The sequence below is a fragment of the Marinobacter lutaoensis genome, from assembly GCF_001981305.1.
In the GTDB taxonomy this organism is placed as follows: Bacteria; Pseudomonadota; Gammaproteobacteria; order Pseudomonadales; family Oleiphilaceae; genus Marinobacter; species Marinobacter lutaoensis.
In genome coordinates this window covers 247,854-264,504 of sequence record NZ_MSCW01000001.1, presented here as the reverse complement: position 1 = coordinate 264,504, position 16,651 = coordinate 247,854, and the positions used below count along the sequence as shown (strand labels likewise).

At 66.1% G+C, this 16,651-nt stretch carries 14 protein-coding genes and 1 pseudogene; 9 read left to right on the top strand and 6 right to left on the bottom strand.

The window, feature by feature from the left end:
• The first annotated feature begins 33 nt into the window (after positions 1-33).
• On the top strand, positions 34-510 hold the full coding sequence (locus BTO32_RS01205) for a DUF6586 family protein (protein ID WP_076722617.1): 477 nt from the start codon (positions 34-36) through the stop codon (positions 508-510).
• A gap of 49 nt (positions 511-559) precedes the next feature.
• Complete coding sequence (locus tag BTO32_RS01200; RefSeq protein ID WP_076722616.1) at positions 560-820, top strand: hypothetical protein; 261 nt, start codon at positions 560-562, stop codon at positions 818-820.
• A gap of 32 nt (positions 821-852) precedes the next feature.
• Here BTO32_RS01200 and BTO32_RS01195 read toward each other — a convergent pair whose 3' ends face one another.
• Both BTO32_RS01195 and lexA read right to left on the bottom strand, forming a co-directional pair.
• On the bottom strand, positions 853-1,338 hold the full coding sequence (locus BTO32_RS01195; protein ID WP_076722615.1) for a cell division inhibitor SulA: 486 nt from the start codon (positions 1,336-1,338) through the stop codon (positions 853-855).
• Positions 1,339-1,386: 48 nt separating this feature from the next.
• Complete coding sequence (lexA, locus tag BTO32_RS01190; RefSeq protein ID WP_076722614.1) at positions 1,387-1,995, bottom strand: transcriptional repressor LexA; 609 nt, start codon at positions 1,993-1,995, stop codon at positions 1,387-1,389.
• 225 nt (positions 1,996-2,220) lie between these two features.
• Between lexA and BTO32_RS01185 the strand changes: the two genes are divergently transcribed.
• Genes BTO32_RS01185 through BTO32_RS01175 form a run of 3 tightly spaced genes read left to right on the top strand, consistent with a single transcriptional unit; the run spans position 2,221 to position 4,662 of the window.
• Positions 2,221-3,222 carry an amidoligase family protein gene (locus BTO32_RS01185; RefSeq protein ID WP_076722613.1) on the top strand — a complete coding sequence of 334 codons (1,002 nt, stop codon included), beginning with the start codon at positions 2,221-2,223 and terminating at the stop codon, positions 3,220-3,222.
• Entirely contained in the window at positions 3,215-3,967 is a 753-nt protein-coding gene (locus tag BTO32_RS01180; RefSeq protein ID WP_076722612.1) for a gamma-glutamyl-gamma-aminobutyrate hydrolase family protein, read from the top strand. Before BTO32_RS01185 ends, BTO32_RS01180 begins: the two co-directional genes overlap by 8 nt.
• A gap of 5 nt (positions 3,968-3,972) precedes the next feature.
• Complete coding sequence (locus tag BTO32_RS01175) at positions 3,973-4,662, top strand: SIMPL domain-containing protein (protein WP_076722611.1); 690 nt, start codon at positions 3,973-3,975, stop codon at positions 4,660-4,662.
• Positions 4,663-4,665: 3 nt separating this feature from the next.
• On the opposite strand, the gene BTO32_RS01170 is transcribed toward BTO32_RS01175, so the two are convergent.
• Both BTO32_RS01170 and BTO32_RS01165 read right to left on the bottom strand, forming a co-directional pair.
• Positions 4,666-8,334 carry a translocation/assembly module TamB domain-containing protein gene (locus tag BTO32_RS01170; RefSeq protein WP_245820249.1) on the bottom strand — a complete coding sequence of 1,223 codons (3,669 nt, stop codon included), beginning with the start codon at positions 8,332-8,334 and terminating at the stop codon, positions 4,666-4,668.
• Positions 8,335-8,399: 65 nt separating this feature from the next.
• Positions 8,400-10,108: pseudogene (locus tag BTO32_RS01165) on the bottom strand (autotransporter assembly complex protein TamA).
• Between the two features lie 218 nt (positions 10,109-10,326).
• On the opposite strand from BTO32_RS01165, the gene BTO32_RS01160 reads away from it, so the two are divergent.
• The 4 genes from BTO32_RS01160 to BTO32_RS01145 all read left to right on the top strand — a co-directional run bounded on the left by BTO32_RS01160 (position 10,327) and on the right by BTO32_RS01145 (position 14,419).
• Positions 10,327-11,334: a hypothetical protein gene (locus BTO32_RS01160; protein WP_076722609.1), complete on the top strand. Its 1,008-nt coding sequence runs from the start codon at positions 10,327-10,329 to the stop codon at positions 11,332-11,334.
• Between the two features lie 39 nt (positions 11,335-11,373).
• Positions 11,374-12,849 (top strand): amidase, encoded by a 1,476-nt coding sequence (locus BTO32_RS01155; protein WP_076722608.1) that lies wholly within the window; start codon positions 11,374-11,376, stop codon positions 12,847-12,849.
• Between the two features lie 90 nt (positions 12,850-12,939).
• Positions 12,940-13,383 (top strand): DsrE family protein, encoded by a 444-nt coding sequence (locus BTO32_RS01150; RefSeq protein WP_076722607.1) that lies wholly within the window; start codon positions 12,940-12,942, stop codon positions 13,381-13,383.
• Positions 13,384-13,456: 73 nt separating this feature from the next.
• On the top strand, positions 13,457-14,419 hold the full coding sequence (locus BTO32_RS01145; RefSeq protein WP_076722606.1) for an SLAC1 anion channel family protein: 963 nt from the start codon (positions 13,457-13,459) through the stop codon (positions 14,417-14,419).
• Here the strand turns inward: BTO32_RS01145 and BTO32_RS01140 are convergent, their stop codons facing one another.
• Both BTO32_RS01140 and BTO32_RS01135 read right to left on the bottom strand, forming a co-directional pair.
• On the bottom strand, positions 14,420-15,025 hold the full coding sequence (locus BTO32_RS01140; protein ID WP_076722605.1) for a cytochrome b/b6 domain-containing protein: 606 nt from the start codon (positions 15,023-15,025) through the stop codon (positions 14,420-14,422). It abuts the gene before it with no gap.
• On the bottom strand, positions 15,022-16,632 hold the full coding sequence (locus BTO32_RS01135; RefSeq protein ID WP_076722604.1) for a tetrathionate reductase family octaheme c-type cytochrome: 1,611 nt from the start codon (positions 16,630-16,632) through the stop codon (positions 15,022-15,024). The genes BTO32_RS01140 and BTO32_RS01135 overlap by 4 nt, the downstream gene beginning before the upstream one ends.
• Positions 16,633-16,651: the final 19 nt, after the last annotated feature.

Sequence of the window (16,651 nt, the reverse complement as noted above, 5' to 3'; positions counted from 1 at the left end):
GTCGCCGGGGCAACTGGTCATCACGGGTCGATCATGGCGTCGCAATGGTATTCGCTGGTCACACAAAAGCTGTTTCTCGCCAAAACACTGCTGGATCAGCTTGAGGCTCCCGCCCCGGCGCCCCGGCAGGAAGCGCTGACCCAGGGCGCCGTGGAGCTGATGTTGCGGGCACGCAAGCTGCTGCTGGTGATGATCGCCCGCCACTATCAGGAACGCCGGGCCATGCCCGGCACACTCGAGGAGCTGGCCGGATGCATTGGCCCGGACGCCCGGGAGATAGGGCAGCTCACGGCCCTGGCGGCGGAAGGGACAAGCTGGTGGCGCCACCTGGACCAGCTGGAGCAACACCAGAGCCAGCCGCCGGCGACACGAAAGACCGTGACCGATGACAACATCATTGCCATCGCCACGGAGCCCGGACCGGACCGGTCCGCGGCAGGGCTGCTGACGACCCTGACCGCACTGAAACAATTCGCCAAGGATCTGGAGGAGTGGCACAGCGAGTGGTAACCCTCGCTACATGCCGCGCCGAGGATCGCAACCAAAGACAGGTTTACGAATGTCACCATCCTTTTTTGAAATCGTGCAGCTGAGCAACGGGGACTATGCCTTGCGCCGCATCGACGACGACAGTGCACCGCTGGTGCGGATTTCCTTTTCGGAAGAAGCCCGGGAAATGATGGAAGACCGGGAACTGAGCGTCGCTAAGGCCATGATTGCCGCCGGCATCGAGGCCGTGGGCAACGTCGCCCACGACATCGACTGGGACGACGACGACGCAGAAATCATCGACCCCCAGCCCACCTACACCCTGCACTGACCCCCGACCTGGCAACCGGGGCCACGGAACGGTTACCGCTGACGCAGGACCACACCGTGGCTATTGCCCTCGGCCGAAGCCTTCTGGAGGGAAGCCAAGGCGGAACGGGCCAGCTTTTCCGTCCACATGACCACCGCGTGGCAGGTGCCGGCACGCAGCGCCCGTTCGGCCAGCTGCTGAGCCGGCAGTTCCGCCGTGGAGCGCAGCACCAGCAACTCGCTGGCCACGATTCCGTGCATCTTCTGCCATTTGCTGACCAGCGCCTGCGGTGGGTCGATCCAGGCCAGCCAGCGTTTCTCCTGGTTCAGCTGGGTCAACATGGGCAACAGCAGCTGGAAATTCTCCACCTGTCCCCGGGGCAGGATAATCTCGGTCACATTACCGCTCTCTTCCGCCATCGGGTGCTCGCGGCGCCGGGTCCGGATCACGGCCCTGCGCCCCGGGGCGGCCAGCGGTGATGGCGTACGACCGCCCGGTTGAAAGGCCAGGCTTTGCTGATTGAAACTCAGTTGTTCCATAAGACCCCCGATTGTCTCGGTTTCCACTCGTTCCGGCGCCGGCAGGCGTCAATGCAGATCGGAGCGGCGGATGACCCCCACCCCCAGACCCTCGATAAACAGCTCTTGTTCCGACAAGTCGACCTCGATCGGCTCGAATGCCTCGTTCTCGGCGATCAGGTAGACCTTGCCACCGTCCTTGCGGAAGCGCTTGACCGTGACCTCATCCCCGACCCGGGCCACCACCACTTGGCCGTTGTGAACGTCCTGCGTGCGATGCACCGCCAACAGGTCGCCGTCCAGAATGCCGATGTCCTTCATGCTCATTCCCCGGACCCGAAGCAGGTAATCCGCCGCCGGCGAGAAGAAGTCCGGCGGCACGCTGCAATGGTCCTCGATATGCTCCTGAGCCAGAATCGGGCTGCCGGCGGCCACCTGCCCCACGATCGGCAGGCCCGGATCGTCCTCGGCTTCCGGCAACCGGATGCCCCGGCTGGCGCCGGGCACCATTTCGATGGCCCCCTTGCGGGCCAGCGCCCGCAGGTGTTCCTCGGCGGCGTTGGCGGAGCGGAACCCCAGCTCGCTGGCAATCTCCGCGCGGGTGGGCGGATAACCGGTCTCTTCGAGGTAGCGCCGGATGATGTCCAGCACCTGCTGTTGCCTGGCAGTCAATTTCATTCCATGTCTCCCATGGGCCCTGCGAACGATTCCCCGCGCTCATCGGCGCAGGTTCCGTCGCGGCCGCGAACCTGTTTTTTTATACAGTGAACAGACTATATACAGTGTTTTATCCAGTGTAAACCCCGGCGCGCCGTTCCTGTCAGCAAGGTAACCGGCCCGCGCCGGGGTTTGTGCTAAGGTGAGTGGCACATTGAGCGAATCACACCAGGGGAAGGATCACCGATGGCCAATGTCGTACCATGCCGGATTCCGGATGTCCGCCTGAACGAACGGGGCGAGGAGCGAAGGGTCGGGGTCGAGATCGAACTGTCCGGTCTCGGCTACGATGAACTGGTCCACCACGTTGCCCGACTGCTGGAGGGCGAGGCGCAGCTGGCCTCACGCTATGTGACCCGGGTCGATACCGGGTTGGGCACCTTCACCGTCGAGCTGGATTCCGATCCGATCAAGGATCTGGCACTGGACGACGAACGGCTGCCCCGTGCCTTGCGGGAGCTGAGCACCCAGGCCATGGACGTGATCGACGCCGCCGCCGAACGGATTGTTCCCCTGGAAATCGTGACACCGCCGATTCCCCTGTCCCAGCTGCAGACCGTGGAGGAACTGGTGGCGCAGCTGCGGGATCTGGGTGCCCTGGGCAGCCGGGAAGCGCTGTATTTCGCGTTCGGACTCCAGCTCAACCCGGAGCTGCCGGCCCTGGATCCGGACACGCTGGTGCGCTACCTTCAGGCGTTCGCCGGTCTCTACGAATGGCTCAAATCCCGCCATCAGCTCGACATCAGCCGCAAGTTCACCACCTACATCGAGCCTTGGCACAACCGCTACGTCGAGCGGCTCATGGCCGACGATTATGCGCCGGACCAGGCGCGCCTGATGCGTGACTACTTGACGTACAACCCGACCCGCAACCGGGCTCTGGACCTGCTGCCGCTGTTCGCGCACCTGGACCCGTCGCTGTTGGGTCAGTACGTGGACGATCCGCGCATCAAAAGCCGCCCCACCCTGCACTACCGGCTGCCCGACTGCGACATCGACAATCCGGAATGGCAGTTCTCCAGCGTCTGGAACGACTGGTATGTACTGGAGCAGATCGCCAATCACGCCAGCCACCTTGCGGAACTGAGATCGCTGTACCGGGACAGCCGCAAGCTGAGCTTCCACAACCTCACCCATCGCTGGCCGGAAACCGTGCACGAGTGGTTGCAAGCCAAGGGCTATGTCTGACCACAACACCCCACCCCTGGAGCTACCGGGGCTGACCATCGGCATCAGCGGCCCGCGCCGGCGCTCCCTGGCACACCGGCTGATCAGCCTGGCGCTGCGGTGGTACGGCGCCCGGAGCCACTACATTCGCCCGGGTTCGAGGGTCAACGTCGACCAGCTCGATGGCTTGGTGCTGTCCGGCGGCACCCATGTGCATCCCGCCATTTTCGGCCAGCAGCCCCGGGTAACGGCCCGCTACGACCGCCTGCGGGACGCCACCGACCATCGCCTGCTGGCCGAGGCCCGCGCCCTCGGTATGCCGGTGCTGGGCATCTGCCGGGGCGCTCAGTTCATCAACGTTTTCCAGGGCGGCACCCTGTGTCAGAACGTGACGCCGCTGCGCGTCCACACCCGACACCGGCCGCTGTTGCTCCCATTGCAGACGGTGCGGCTGGTGGCGGACAGCGGTCTGCGCCAGTGGATGCAGGCATCGGTGGTGGGCGCCAACCGTATCCACAGCCAGGCCATCCGCAGGCTGGGTCGGGATCTGCGGGTGGTGGCGCTGGACAACGACGGTTTCGTGCAGGCAGTCGAGGGTCGGGATGGTCCCTGGCTGCTCGGCGTGCAGTGGCACCCGGAGTATCTGCTGTACCACGCCGGCCACCGAGGCATTTTCCGGGCCTTTGTCGAGGCCGCCCTCAACTTCAAGCTCTCCCGCCTGGAACCCGGGCCGGAGGGCGATTCCCCCATCCTGTCGAAGGAGTAAGCCCCATGACAGAACGGAAGCAACACCCCCTGGCACTGGCCGCGGCCCTGGCCGGCCTGATTTCCACCCCCGCCCTCGCGGGCGAGCTGTCGCTCAGCGGCGAAGGCTCGGTACGTTACGAACCGGACAGCGTCCGGCTGCAGTTCACCGCCAGCGCCGAACACGCCCTGGCGGCCCGGGCCAGCGAGCAGGTGCAGGCACTCATGGAGCGGTGGCGCAGCGGCATCGAGCCGTGGCGCGAGCGGCTCGACGGCTACAGTGACGCGCGCCTGAACCTCTACACCCGCACGCTGCCTGCAACGGAGCGGAACGAGCCGCCCCGGCAACAGGCGGTGGCGTCCCAGACGGTCAGTTTCAACCTGCATGACCTGTCGCTGCTCAACCCGATCCTGGCAAAGGCCCAGGCGTTGGGGTTCACCTATAACCTGGGGCCGCAAAACTTTTACCATTCCGACCAGGCGCAACTGGAGCGGCAGGCCCTGGCCCAGGCCATCGCCGATGCCCGCAGCCGCTGCGAGTTCGTAGCAACCGAGTTGGGACAGAGCTGCAGCGACGTGGTCACCATGAGCATCAACGGCGGTTTCCGGCCGGTCCCGATGATGATGGCGGAAGCCCGTTCAGCCAAAGATGTGGTGGCCGAGGTGGGGGTCCGGGATGTGACCGCCTCGGTGTCGGTCACCTTCGAGCTGGACTGAGATTCAAAAATCCCGGGTGTAGAACAGGTCCAGGGACGCGGCCAGGCCGCTGGCGGCCTCAAGATAAAAGTACTTGCCCAGGTCGTAGCGCAGCGCCACGGTGGTGATCGGCTCGAAGATGCCGACCCCATAGCGGACACTCAGGTCCTCGGTCAGGTAGCCGCTGGCGACCACCGAGGTCTGTTCACCGGAGCCCTCCGCCTCCAGGGTCAACTGGCGTATGCCGAACTCCTCGCCGAGGGCCCCGGTGACCTTGCTTGCCTGGGTCAGCCCCAGCGACAGGGCTGCGCGGCTGATCTGACCTTCGTCCCCCCGGCTCTGGGGCGCCCGGCCGAGAATCAGGTAGGACAGCGCATCGGACTGCGGCATGTCCGGGTCGGAAAACACTTCCGTGGACGGCGACCGGACCGGACCGGTTACCCGCAACCCCGCGGTCACCGTATCCACCTGGCGAACCGCCTCGACTTCCAGATACGGCTGGGTCAGGTTGCCCACGAACAGCAGGCGCGCGGTACGCAGCTCCAGTTCCTGGCCGTAGGCCTCGTAACTGCCATTGACCAGTCGCAACGTGCCCCGGGTATCCATGTCGTCACCGATGCGCAGGGTACCCTCCAGATCACCGGCGATGCCGAACGCGGCAAAGCTGACTTGGTCCTCGCCCACTTTCACGGTCACGTCCATGGCCAGCGACCGGACCGTGGGCGCCTCCCGCTCCACACCGACGATCACTTCGTCCTCGGATACCTGGACCGCCTGCTCCGGCAGCGAGTCGATTTCGATCCGGCCCCGGGGCACCGCCACTTCGCCGGTGACGTTCAGATCATTACCGACGAACGCCAGCACCAGGTCCGGCGCGATTTCCAGTTGTGCGTAGGGTTCCAGACTGAACGGAAGCCGGCTGCCCTGAATGGCAATCCGGCCTTCCGGAACACCGGACCAGTCCAGTGAGCCCCGAACCCGAGCCTCGCTGCGGGCGTTGCTTCGGAGCCGCCCTTCCAGATCGGCGCGGTACCCGGAAAGCGCCAGCCGCAACTGGATATCTTCCATCGGTACCGGCAGTGTCGGGTCCATGACACGTCCGCCCTGCAACGACAGCTCACCGGTTACTTCGGGTTTCAGCAGCGGTCCGGACAGTCGCCCCTGCCCCTGGATTTCGCCCGCCACCTCGGTCAGGCCGGTAAACACTCCGGCCAGAGCCAGATCCAGCCCCTGCAACCGGAATGCCCCGTTCATCCGGTGGTCCGGGCTGTCGGGATCCACGTCGGCCTGGAGCGACAGCTGCCCCAGGCCACGACCGGCCACCTCGACGTTCACGCTCGCCAGGTCCGGCCGCAGGCTCAGATCCAGGGTAAGGGTCTGATAGTCCAGCGCCTGCCAGTCGCCGTCGGCCAGGACCTGAAACACCCCCGACCCCGCGTCCAGTGACACCTGGCCCCGGGGGCCGTCGTCGTTCAAGCTGACCTGGACCCGGCCGTTGATTTCGGATCGCCAGCGCAGGGTGTCCGGCAGCAGCGGTGCCAGGGCCTGCGCCGGAAAGCGCTCGATCCGGTAGTCGATGTCCGGATTGGGCCACAGTACCTGGTCCCCAGCGCACACGGTACTTTGCTGCCAAGCCCAGCAGTGGTCACCAAAACGGACCGGCTGGCCGCGTTGCCAGACCAGCTCCGCCGGCGCCTGCAATGCCCAGTGCTGACCCGGCTCGGGCAGGTCGATGTCGCCCAGTTTCAACTGCCCGCGCCATCCCTGCCAGTCGGGCTGGAAGGCGCCGGCAAACAGCAGCCCCAAGCTGCCGTCAGCGTGCTCCAGATCCAGCCGCAGCTGGTGATCGTCTCGCTGGCCTTGGGCCGCCGCACTCAGCGATGCCAGGCTCCAGTCGCCCAGGGTCAGGGTGTTCGCCCGCAGCCGGGCGTCCAGTACCTGGCCGGACGCCAGTCCGGCGGACAGATCCAGGGTTTCGATCGCCGCCAGGTCCCGCCAGGCCAGTCCGTGCCCATGGGCGGACAGGCTGGCTTCCGGGTCCTCGGGCCGCCCCGCCAGGGTCAAGCGCGCGTCCAGGGTGCCTGCCAGCCCGGGCAGCAGCTGGCCCGGTTGCGCCAGGGAGAGCTTCAGCACGCCCGCCAGCTGCTGCCCCAGGGAGCCTTCACCCTGCACCCGGTTGTCCCCAACCCTGAGGTTCAGGCCGGAAACCCGCCACTGTCCGGCTTCGGCGGTCAGTGTTCCCACCGCCTCGGTAGCCTGCTCCCGCCATTGCCCGCCGAGGTTCCAGTCGGCCCGGATCCGGGGCGGCCCATCCTGCGCCAGCGCACCCTCGGTGTGCACCTGTCCGTCCAGCCGGGCACTCAGGGCCGGCCACCAGTAACCGGGATTGAAGCCGTTCAGGGTCAAGGCCGCCTGCCAGCTCACCGGCCCGTCGAACCGGGCCTGCCCCTCGCCGGACAGAGCCCCGGCTTCGCTGGCCAGGGTCAGTTCGGAGACACGGACAGAGGCCGTGTCTCCGGCCACCGTCGCGCTGACGGAAGCCTCACCCAGGGGCCCCCGGGTCCGGGCCTGGAGCTGCCCCTGGTAACGGTTGTCCCGCCAGTCCAGTTGCGCCGTCAGATGCTGAAGGTCCACCGCCGGTTCGGCCATGTCGGGTACCAGTACAAACCAGGGGAAGCGGTCGAGTGTCAGCTGCAGCTGCGCGGTCAGCGCCTCCGACCAAGCCAGACGGCCGGCGACCGTGGCCCGCCCGGCGTCCCCGCTGCTCAGCTCCAGTGTCAGGTCCCGCGCTTCCCGGCTGTCAACCCGCCCGGACAGAGCCAGGGCCACCGGCCCCCGGGTACCCGGCAAGGCTGCCTGGCCGGTGACCCGGAAACCACGGGCGACGCTGCCCCGGGCCTCCAGTGCCAGGTCGTTCAGGGCCAGGGTCGGGGGCAGCGTATCGACGGCCAGGAAGTGCCGCGAGGTCAGACGCAACCGCGCCGGGATCTCCGGCGCCAGCGGCGCAACCTGGCCGTTCACCTCGGCGTCCAGGTAGCCTTCACTGTGTCCGTTCAGGCGCAGGGCGTCCAGGCTGCCGGTGAGATCCAGGTGCCAACGCCAGGCATCCCCCGACGGCGGCGGTAGGGTCGCGGCTACCTGCAGGTCCAGCGGCCAGTCGTTGCGGGTTTCCACCCGGCCGCTGGCAGTCACCGCGATCTCGCCGGCGCGGACGTGGACCCGGTCAAGGCGCCAGCTGGCCCCCGAACCGCCGCCATCCAGTTCGAAGCGGTCCCAGACACGGTCCCCATTGAGGTCAAACGGGCCCAGACGGACGTCGGCAATCCGCAGCGCCAGGGGGATGTCGATGGCCGGCAACCGCACGGGGCTGGCCGGCGCCGCTTCGGACGCCGGCGCGGTGGCCAGGTCGATGTGGTTCGCCCGGAGCCGGTCAAAGCACAGTTGCTTGTGCAGCAGGCACGAAGGTGACCAGGCCAGCTCGGGCTCCCGCAGCTCGAGGGTGATGCCGTACCCCCGCCAGTGCAGCGCCTCGGCCCGCCATTCGGCCAGCAGGCTGCCCTGCCCGGCGGTGATGTCCAGTCCGGGCACCCGATCCAGCAACCAGGCGGTACCGGTATCCGAGCGCAGCACCAGCAGGATCGCCCCCAGGGTCAGCAGCGGAACCAGCAACAGCACCGCCAGCGCCACCCGCACCCACCGCAACGGATGTCGTTGCCCGCGCCCCTTCTTCGGCGCCGGTGACGGCGCAGGTGCCCCAGTCACAGCTCAGGCCCCATGGAAAAGTGAAGTCGCCAGGTCCCGCCGAACTCCGGATCCAGCCCCTTGGCGATATCCAGCCGCAGCGGCCCCACCGGGCTGATCCAGCGCAGGCCCAGGCCGGCGCCGGTGGCCAGTGGATCGTACAGGTCGTTGATGGCGTTGCCGTGGTCGACGAACGCCGCCAGCCGCCAGCGATCGGCGAACTGGTACTGGTACTCGCCGCTGCCCACCAGCAGGTAGCGCCCCCCACGGGTACACCGTTGTCATTTTCCGGCGACAGGGTTTCATAGCCATAGCCCCGAACACTCTGGTCGCCCCCGGCGAAGAAACGCAGTGACGGCGGCACGTTTTCGAAACGGTTGGTGGCGACGGCGCCGAACTGAAACCGGGCCAGGAACCGGTGTCGGCCGGCCAGGGTGTACAGTCCCTTGGCCAGGGCACTGATGTGCAGGATATCGACATCGGACAGCACGGCCCGGTGCGAACCGGTCACATCCAGCTGCAGCCGATACCCCTGGGACGGATCCAGCGACGAATCCTGGTGCAATTTGGAATACCCCACGCCCGGCAGCAGCAGGCTGGTGGATCCGGTTTCCTCATCGTTACCGATGTTGAAGCGCTCGCCTTCCCAACGCAGGGACAGAACCTGAAGCCAGCCGTTGTCGAGTTCATGCTGCCACTGCTGACCGAGGATCAGCCGTTCCGATTCGACATTCTCGATGTCCTCCCGCTGGTACCCCGCGGTCAGCCGGATCAGGTCGGTCATCGGTGGGTCCAGGGGCAGCTCGTACCAGGTACTGAGGTTCTGCCGGGGTTGGGAAATCTCGGTCTCCGCCCCTCGCTTGTGGCCCATCGGGTTGATCCAGTGCTCGCGCCAGGTGCCCCGGAACCTCGGCCCCACATCGGTGGAGAAACCGACGCCGGCCGACACCGAGCGACGGTCACGGCGGCTCAGGTGGACCGTCACCGGGATCACCCCATGGTCCGCCTTCGACGGCGGCGCGTCGATGTCGACATCGGAGAAGTAGCCGCTGGCCGAGAGGTCCTGATTAAGGCGGGCGATCTCGTCGGCATGGTAGGGCGTGCCGGGTTGGAAACGGACGAAATTGCGCAACAGCGACGCCTCAAAGCCATGCCCCTCGGCGAAGGTGACTGCGCCCAGGCGGTAGCGTTCGCCGGTGGCGAACACCAGAGTAAGGTCCGCGCTTCCCTGGTTCGGATCCACCGTCAGGGCCCGGTTCACAAACCGGCCATCGAAGTAGCCAAGCTTCCGGGCCCGGGTCTGTATGGTGTCGCGCAGGTTGTCGTAAGCGCCGTGATCCAGGATTTCGCCGACGGCCGGGCTTGCCGGCAGGTTGGCCACCAGCTCCGGGTCGTCCGCGCCGGGCCCCTCGAACCGAACCTGGCGCACCGTGACCCGAACCGGCGTTCCCGGGTCAATGTCCAGAATCAGGGTCGCCAGGTCGTCGGCATCGCCGCCCTCCACCCGCCAGTCGATTCGGGGCCGGTAGTAGCCGAGGGCCCGCAGTGCGCGACTCGCCTGGTCCACGGCGGTGGCGGCGTAGCGGCGCAGATTCGCGGCGCTGCGCCCCTCCACCTCGCCGATGAACGCCCGGACATTGTCCGCAAGCCGAGGATGGTCGCCGGCCAGCTGTACCCGTACCTGGCCGGCCAGGGCGGACAGCGGAAGCGACAGGACAAGCAGCATCCACGACAACAGGCGCAGGGGCTTCGGTACGGGCTTGATAGACAGTCTCCGGTTATCCCTTCTTGTTTCCGAACACTCGGGCATGCGTTCCTTCCAAGGTTGCGAGTATAGCGCCGGCCGGTCAAGCGCGCCCGCCCCGGGGACGGGTCGTTCCCGGCGCGCAAATAGGCTAACCTGTCAGCAACTTACCAACACACCACGGATTGAACCGTCACGGCATGTTGCACATCAATCGCGAGAAACTGAAGTCCAGTCACCAGCTCATCTGGTTCGTCATCGACTTCCTGATGCTCGGCCTGCTGATCCTGAACTTGTCGTTCATTGTCTGGGATTCCATGTACGGCTTCATCGCCGTACAACGTCTGCTGGAGGCACACCTGCCGGCCCTCCAGGCCGCCTATCACCCCATTCACGAACGCTTCATTTTCTACGACCTGCTGTTTGTCGCGGTCTTCCTGACCGAGTTCTTCGTGCGTTGGGGCTATGCCATCCGGGCCAAGGTCTATGACCGCTGGTACTTTTACCCGTTCATTCACTGGTATGACCTGATCGGCTGCATTCCGGTCGGCAGTCTACGTTTCCTGCGGATCCTACGGGTCATTTCCATTGTTTACCGGCTGCATCAGTATCAGATTATCGACATTACCAACACCCGCCTGTACCGGTTCCTGAACTTCTATTACGAAGCCTTCATGGAGGAGCTGTCCGACCGGATCGTACTGAAGGTACTGACGGGCATCCAGGACGAGGTACGTCGCGGTTCGCCGCTGTTCGACCGGATCCGCCACGAGATCCTGTCACCCCGGCGCGACATGCTCGCGGACTGGATCTCAGAACGGGTGGCGCAAGCGGCCCGGGAAGGCTATGTACCCCACCGTGGCGCCCTGCGGCGCTATCTGGAGAGCCGGGTGGACCAGGCCATGAAGCAAAACAGCGAACTGGCCCGCCTGAACTACCTGCCGGTGGTCGGCCCGAGCATCCAAGAAGCCCTGGAAAACGCGGTCGGCGACATCGTCGCTCAGGTTATTCACCAAGTTCTGGAGGACCTGGCCTCCAACGCCAACCACGGCTTCATCGAGGATATCGTCCATGTGTTCCTGCCGGAACGGGATGGCCGGCCTGAAGGCGAGGCTCAGAACCAGGCGCTGATCGAGCTGATTCTGGAGATCATTGATGCCATAAAGGGCCAAGTCCGGGTCAAGCACTGGCGTGCGGAGTTGCCCTGACGTATAAGAAGACGGCACACCCACAACCGGGAAACCGACATGGACGCACTGCACTACCTGCCGGCCCATGAACTGCTGCGGCGCATGGCCGACGGCCAGCTGAGCAGCGAGCAGCTGACCCGGGCGCTGCTGGCCCGCATCCGCGAACACAACCCCCGCCTGAACGCGGTGGTCACCCTCGACGAGGCCGGCGCCCTGGCACGGGCCCGGCAGGCGGACCGGCAACGGGCGGACGGCGCGCCACTGGGGCCGCTGCACGGCTTGCCGCTGACCTTGAAGGATACCTGGGAGGTGGCCGGCCTGCCCTGCACCGCCGGTGCGCCGGCTCTGCGGGATCATCGGCCGGAACGGCACGCCGACGTGGTGCAGCGACTGGTGGATGCCGGCGCCCTCATCCTGGGCAAGACCAACGTGCCGCTGTATGCCACCGACCTGCAGAGCTACAACGCGCTGTTCGGCGTCACCCTCAACCCCCACGATCCGGACCGGACGCCCGGGGGCTCGTCCGGCGGCGCGGCGGCGGCTCTGGCAGCCGGCTTCACGCCGCTGGAGGTGGGCAGCGACCTGGCCGGATCCATCCGCACCCCGGCCCATTTCTGCGGCGTGTTCGGCCACAAGCCCAGCCGGGCCCTGGTTTCCTTCCGGGGGCATATCCCGGGGCCGCCGGGGACCGAGTCCCGCCCCGACCTGGTAGAAGGTGGCCCCATGGCCCGCAACGCCCGGGATCTCCGGCTGCTGCTGGAGGTCATCGCCGGGCCGCGGCCAGTGGAGAGCCGGAGCTGGCGACTGGCGATGGCACCGGCCACGATCGACCGGCTCGATCAGACCCGGGTCGGCCTCTGGCTGGAGGACCCGCTGTGCCCGGTGGACGATGAGCTGGTGTCCGGCTATCAAACCCTGGCCCAGGCGCTCGAGACGACCGGGGCCCAGGTGGCGCCGGCCCGGCACCCGCTGCTGGCCCTGGACCAGATCCTGCCCCCCTACTTCAACCTGCTCGGCAGCCTGCTCAGTACCTCCCTGAAACCGTCCCAACGCCGGCAGATGAAATGGATCGCCCGCCTTGAGCCCTGGCTGCACCTGTTTGGTCCAACCACCGCCCACATCGCCGAGTACGGCCGGGGCGTGAACCAGCCGGTGTATCAATGGGCCCTCTGGAGCGAACGCCGGGAAACGATGCGGGCGCAGATCGAAACCCTGTTCCAGTCCGTGGACGTGCTGCTGACCCCGGTCACGCCCACCGCCGCCATCGCCCATGACCATAGCCAGCCGGTGTTCCGGCGCCGGATCACCGTGGCCGGCCGGCCCCGGGCCTACATGGACCAGTTCTGCTGGATTGCCCTGGCCACCCTGCTGGGACTGCCCGCCACCTCGGTACCAATAGGCCGGACGCGGCAGGGGCTGCCCTACAACGTCCAGGTCATCGGCGCGCCCGGCATGGACCTGACCACCCTGCGTTTTTCCGAATTGCTGGAACAGGCCGGTCTGGCGGGATTCCAGGCACCGGAGGGTGGCTAGCCCCAGGACGGTGACATTGTCACTGACGCCCCGGGCCGAGGTTCCTACAGTGAGTGGACAACGAGTCCATCACCGACAAGGAATCTCGCCATGCTCCAGACTGCCCGACCCCTGATCGTTGCTCTTCTGGCCCTGCTCACGCTGGGTCCGTTCACTGCCCAGGCCCGCGACAACGCCGTCGACGAGGCGCTGGTGATCCTGTCCAGTGCCTCCCAGCAGACCCAGGGCATGGCCATGGTGCTGGCCAATGCCATGGCGCAGCAGGGCGCGAAAGTCCACGTCCTGCTCTGCGACCGGGCCGGCGACCTGGCCCTGAAGGACGACCAGGCCGAACCGATGAAACCGCGCAATGTCACCCCCGGCCAGCTGCTGCGCGCGTTGCTCGACAAGGGCGGCTCCGCCAGAGTCTGCGCCCTGTACCTGCCGAACAGCGAGCACACCCCGGCGGACCTGATCGAAGGCGTGAGCGTCGCCATGCCCCCGGAGATCGCGGGGCAGATGCTCAACCCCGACATCCCGACGTTTACCTTCTGACGCCCGTCTTCCCGTTCACTCCGGTGGGGCCGGCAGGACGCCCCCACCGGCGCAAGTCACGCAAGGTCGAGCCATGACAGAACACACCACGCCCAGACTGCAACATTTCCCCATTTCCTGGTTTGCCGTGATCATGGGCATGACCGGCTTCACCATCGCTTGGCACAAGGCGGAAACCCTGTTCGCCCTGCCCCTGGCCGTCAGCAGTCTTCTGCTGGCGCTGACCTTGGGCCTGTTTCTGGCGCTGCTGGCGGGCTACGCCGCCAAGGTGGTGAGGTACCCACAGGCGGTCGAAGCGGAATTCGCCCACCCGGTGAAGCTCAACTTCTTTCCCACGCTGTCCATCAGTCTGATTCTGCTGAGCATCGCGCTGCTGCCGTACCACCCGCCCCTGTCGATGGTGCTCTGGAGCGTGGGCACCGTACTGCACCTGGGCTTCACCCTGTATGTCCTGTCCGCCTGGCTGCATCAGACCCACTTTGAAATCAGCCACATCAACCCGGCCTGGTTCATTCCCATTGTTGGCAACATCCTGGTGCCCATCGCCGGGGTCCACCATGCCTCGTCGGAAATTTCCTGGTTCTTTTTCAGTATCGGGCTGGTGTTCTGGCTGGTGCTGCTGACCATCATCTTCTACCGGATGTTTTTCCATCAGCCGCTGCCCGGCAAACTGCTGCCGACGCTGTTCATTCTGATCGCGCCGCCCGCTGTCGGGTTTGTCTCCTGGCTTCAGCTGACCGGCGATCTCAACGCCTTCGCCCGGATTCTGTACTACGTGGCCATTTTCCTGACCCTGATGTTGGTCACCCAGGCCCGGCGGTTCCTGAAGCTGGAGTTCTACCTGTCCTGGTGGGCCTACTCCTTCCCGTCGGCCGCGATCACCATCGCGACCCTGCTCATGTACGAGCGGCTGCAGCTGCCATTTTTCCGGGGCTTGTCGGTGCTGTTGCTGATCCTGCTGACGGCACTGATCCTGGTGCTGGTGGCCAAGACCGTTCAGGGCGTGCGCCGGCGGACGATCTGCGTCGAGGACTGATCAGCGGGGTGGCTCGTCCAGTTCCTCGTAGCCGGTGATCATCGGCCGGATGAGACTGGTGAGGGTGCGCCCCATGGTCGCCATGTAGACGTGGGCGATGATGAACACCAGCATCGCGAACGCGGCCGCCGTGTGCACCAGGGCCACCCACTCCAGTGCCAGCAATCCCGACAAGGTGGCCGGCCAGTCGTTGTAGAACAGGTAAAGCAGGCCGCTGGCCCAGATCACCGGCGAAACAACCAGCTTGAAGAACAGATAGGCAAGGCGCTGCAACGGATTGTGCTTGGCCTTGCTGGTTTTCCGGTACGGATGCTCGGCGCCGGTGAAGGTTCCCACCAAATAGTAGTGCAGCACCGCGAACAGCCCCTTCCGGGTGGGAATGTACTGCCGCCACTCCCCGGTGGTGACATGCCAGAACATGGCGAACAGCCACAACACGATCAGGGCCCAGGCGGCCAGAGTATGCACGCGCACGGCCTGGGCGAACCCCAGGCTATGGTAGCTGCCATGAATCTCGAAACCGGTGGCCAGCAGTACGAAGATCAGCAACGCCTGGGACCAGTGCCAGAAGCGCTCGAAGCGCCGGTAGATCATGACCCGAGTCATGGCCGTTTCCTCCCTTTCAGCAGCAGGCGCGCCACGCCGTGGGCCCCGACGCCCAGCAATGTCAGGAGCACCACCAGCCAACCCAGGCGATCCAGCCAAGCACTGTGGTGGAACCCCGGCATGTAAATGCCGCCCAAACCCGCCAGACGGCTCTGGGCACCGTGGCAGGACTGGCAGTCCAGCGCCTGCTCCTTGGGCGCCACCATGTGCGCGATGGGCCAGTACATGCGGGTTTCCACAAACCCGAAGTGGCCGCTGAAAGGCACCCCGGACATGGCGCTGCCTGCCGCCAGGGCTCGCGGCCAGTCAAAGTTGCTCCACAGCGCCGAATCGTCGGCTCCGAACACATGGGTCACCAGCAGGGTCTTGAATTCGGTGTCGTAGGGCTGCTTGCCCCTCATGACCTTGAACGGCCAGATGCGCGAGCCCGGGTCCTCTGGGCCACCATCCACCCGGTTGATGTCGATGGGCACCTGGCTCAGGTCCAGCGGCTGGTCCACCAAGGTGTACTCCACGGTGCCATCGAACCAGGCGTACTCCGGCACCACCTGTTCCTCATACCGGAAATCCCCCTTGGTGCTGAGATAGCGGACGTGCCCGTGGGCGTCGTATTCGGTGATGGGGTTGCCATCGGCATCGAGCCGACCCGCAGTCGACCAGTCCCACCACATTTTGGTGGCCACGCCACCTCGGGCGAACGCCGGTACATGGCAGGTCTGACAGGCCAGGGTGTCGACATGATCGTCAAGCTTTTGCCGGTCGTGGGGCGTGCTGCCGTGGCAGGACTCGCAGCTGGCGCGGCTGAAGTCGGTATGCCCGGGCACGTCGATCCCGAGCGTGTCCTTGGCATTGACCTGGTAGCGGCTACCGGCCACCCGGTGCCCCCAGGTGGTGTGGCAATCGGAGCATTGAAAATCCAGCCCTTCCGGAGACATATGGACATCCAGCGTCCGGGGCGGGTTAACCAGGGAGGAGTCGAGATCGCCGTGCTTGACGCCATCGCCGCCGCCACCGTAGAAATGGCAGGCGCCGCAGTTGGCGCGACCGCTGGCCCCCACGTGGCCGGCGATCCGGGCCAGATCCGGGGGCTCGACGATCTTGCCGGAGCCGGACGGCCACTCCCGCGGAACGTCGGTGGGGAAGCCCGCCAGGGTAGGAAATTTCCAGTAGTCGCCGGTGGTGTCGTGACACACCAGACAGTCGACGGCGGAATCCGACGATGGCGGGGGCTGTTTCATGTCGGTCCAGCCGTAGCCGACGTGACAGGAGGTACAGCGCGCCTCGTTACTGATCGCCATGCCACAGAAACTGTTGATGACGTGGCGCTTGCCCAGCACCTGACCGGTTTCCGGGTGGGCATAGGTCCAGGTCCAGTGGGTGGTCTTGCGGATCTGCTCGGCGGCTTCGGTATGGCAGCCCAGGCAAGCCCGGGTCACCTCGGTGGCGTCGCGGAACGGCCCCTTGAGCGCCTCAAACTTGCGGTGATCGGCGGTGGGCGGCGGCCGGTCCGCCCCCTGGGCGACGGAGACCAAGGCAGACAGCAACAGGATCACGCCCGCCACTCGCCCCAAGCCCCCGCGTTCACCCCGTACCGGCCCCGTCGTCATCACCCGCGCCCTCCGCCTG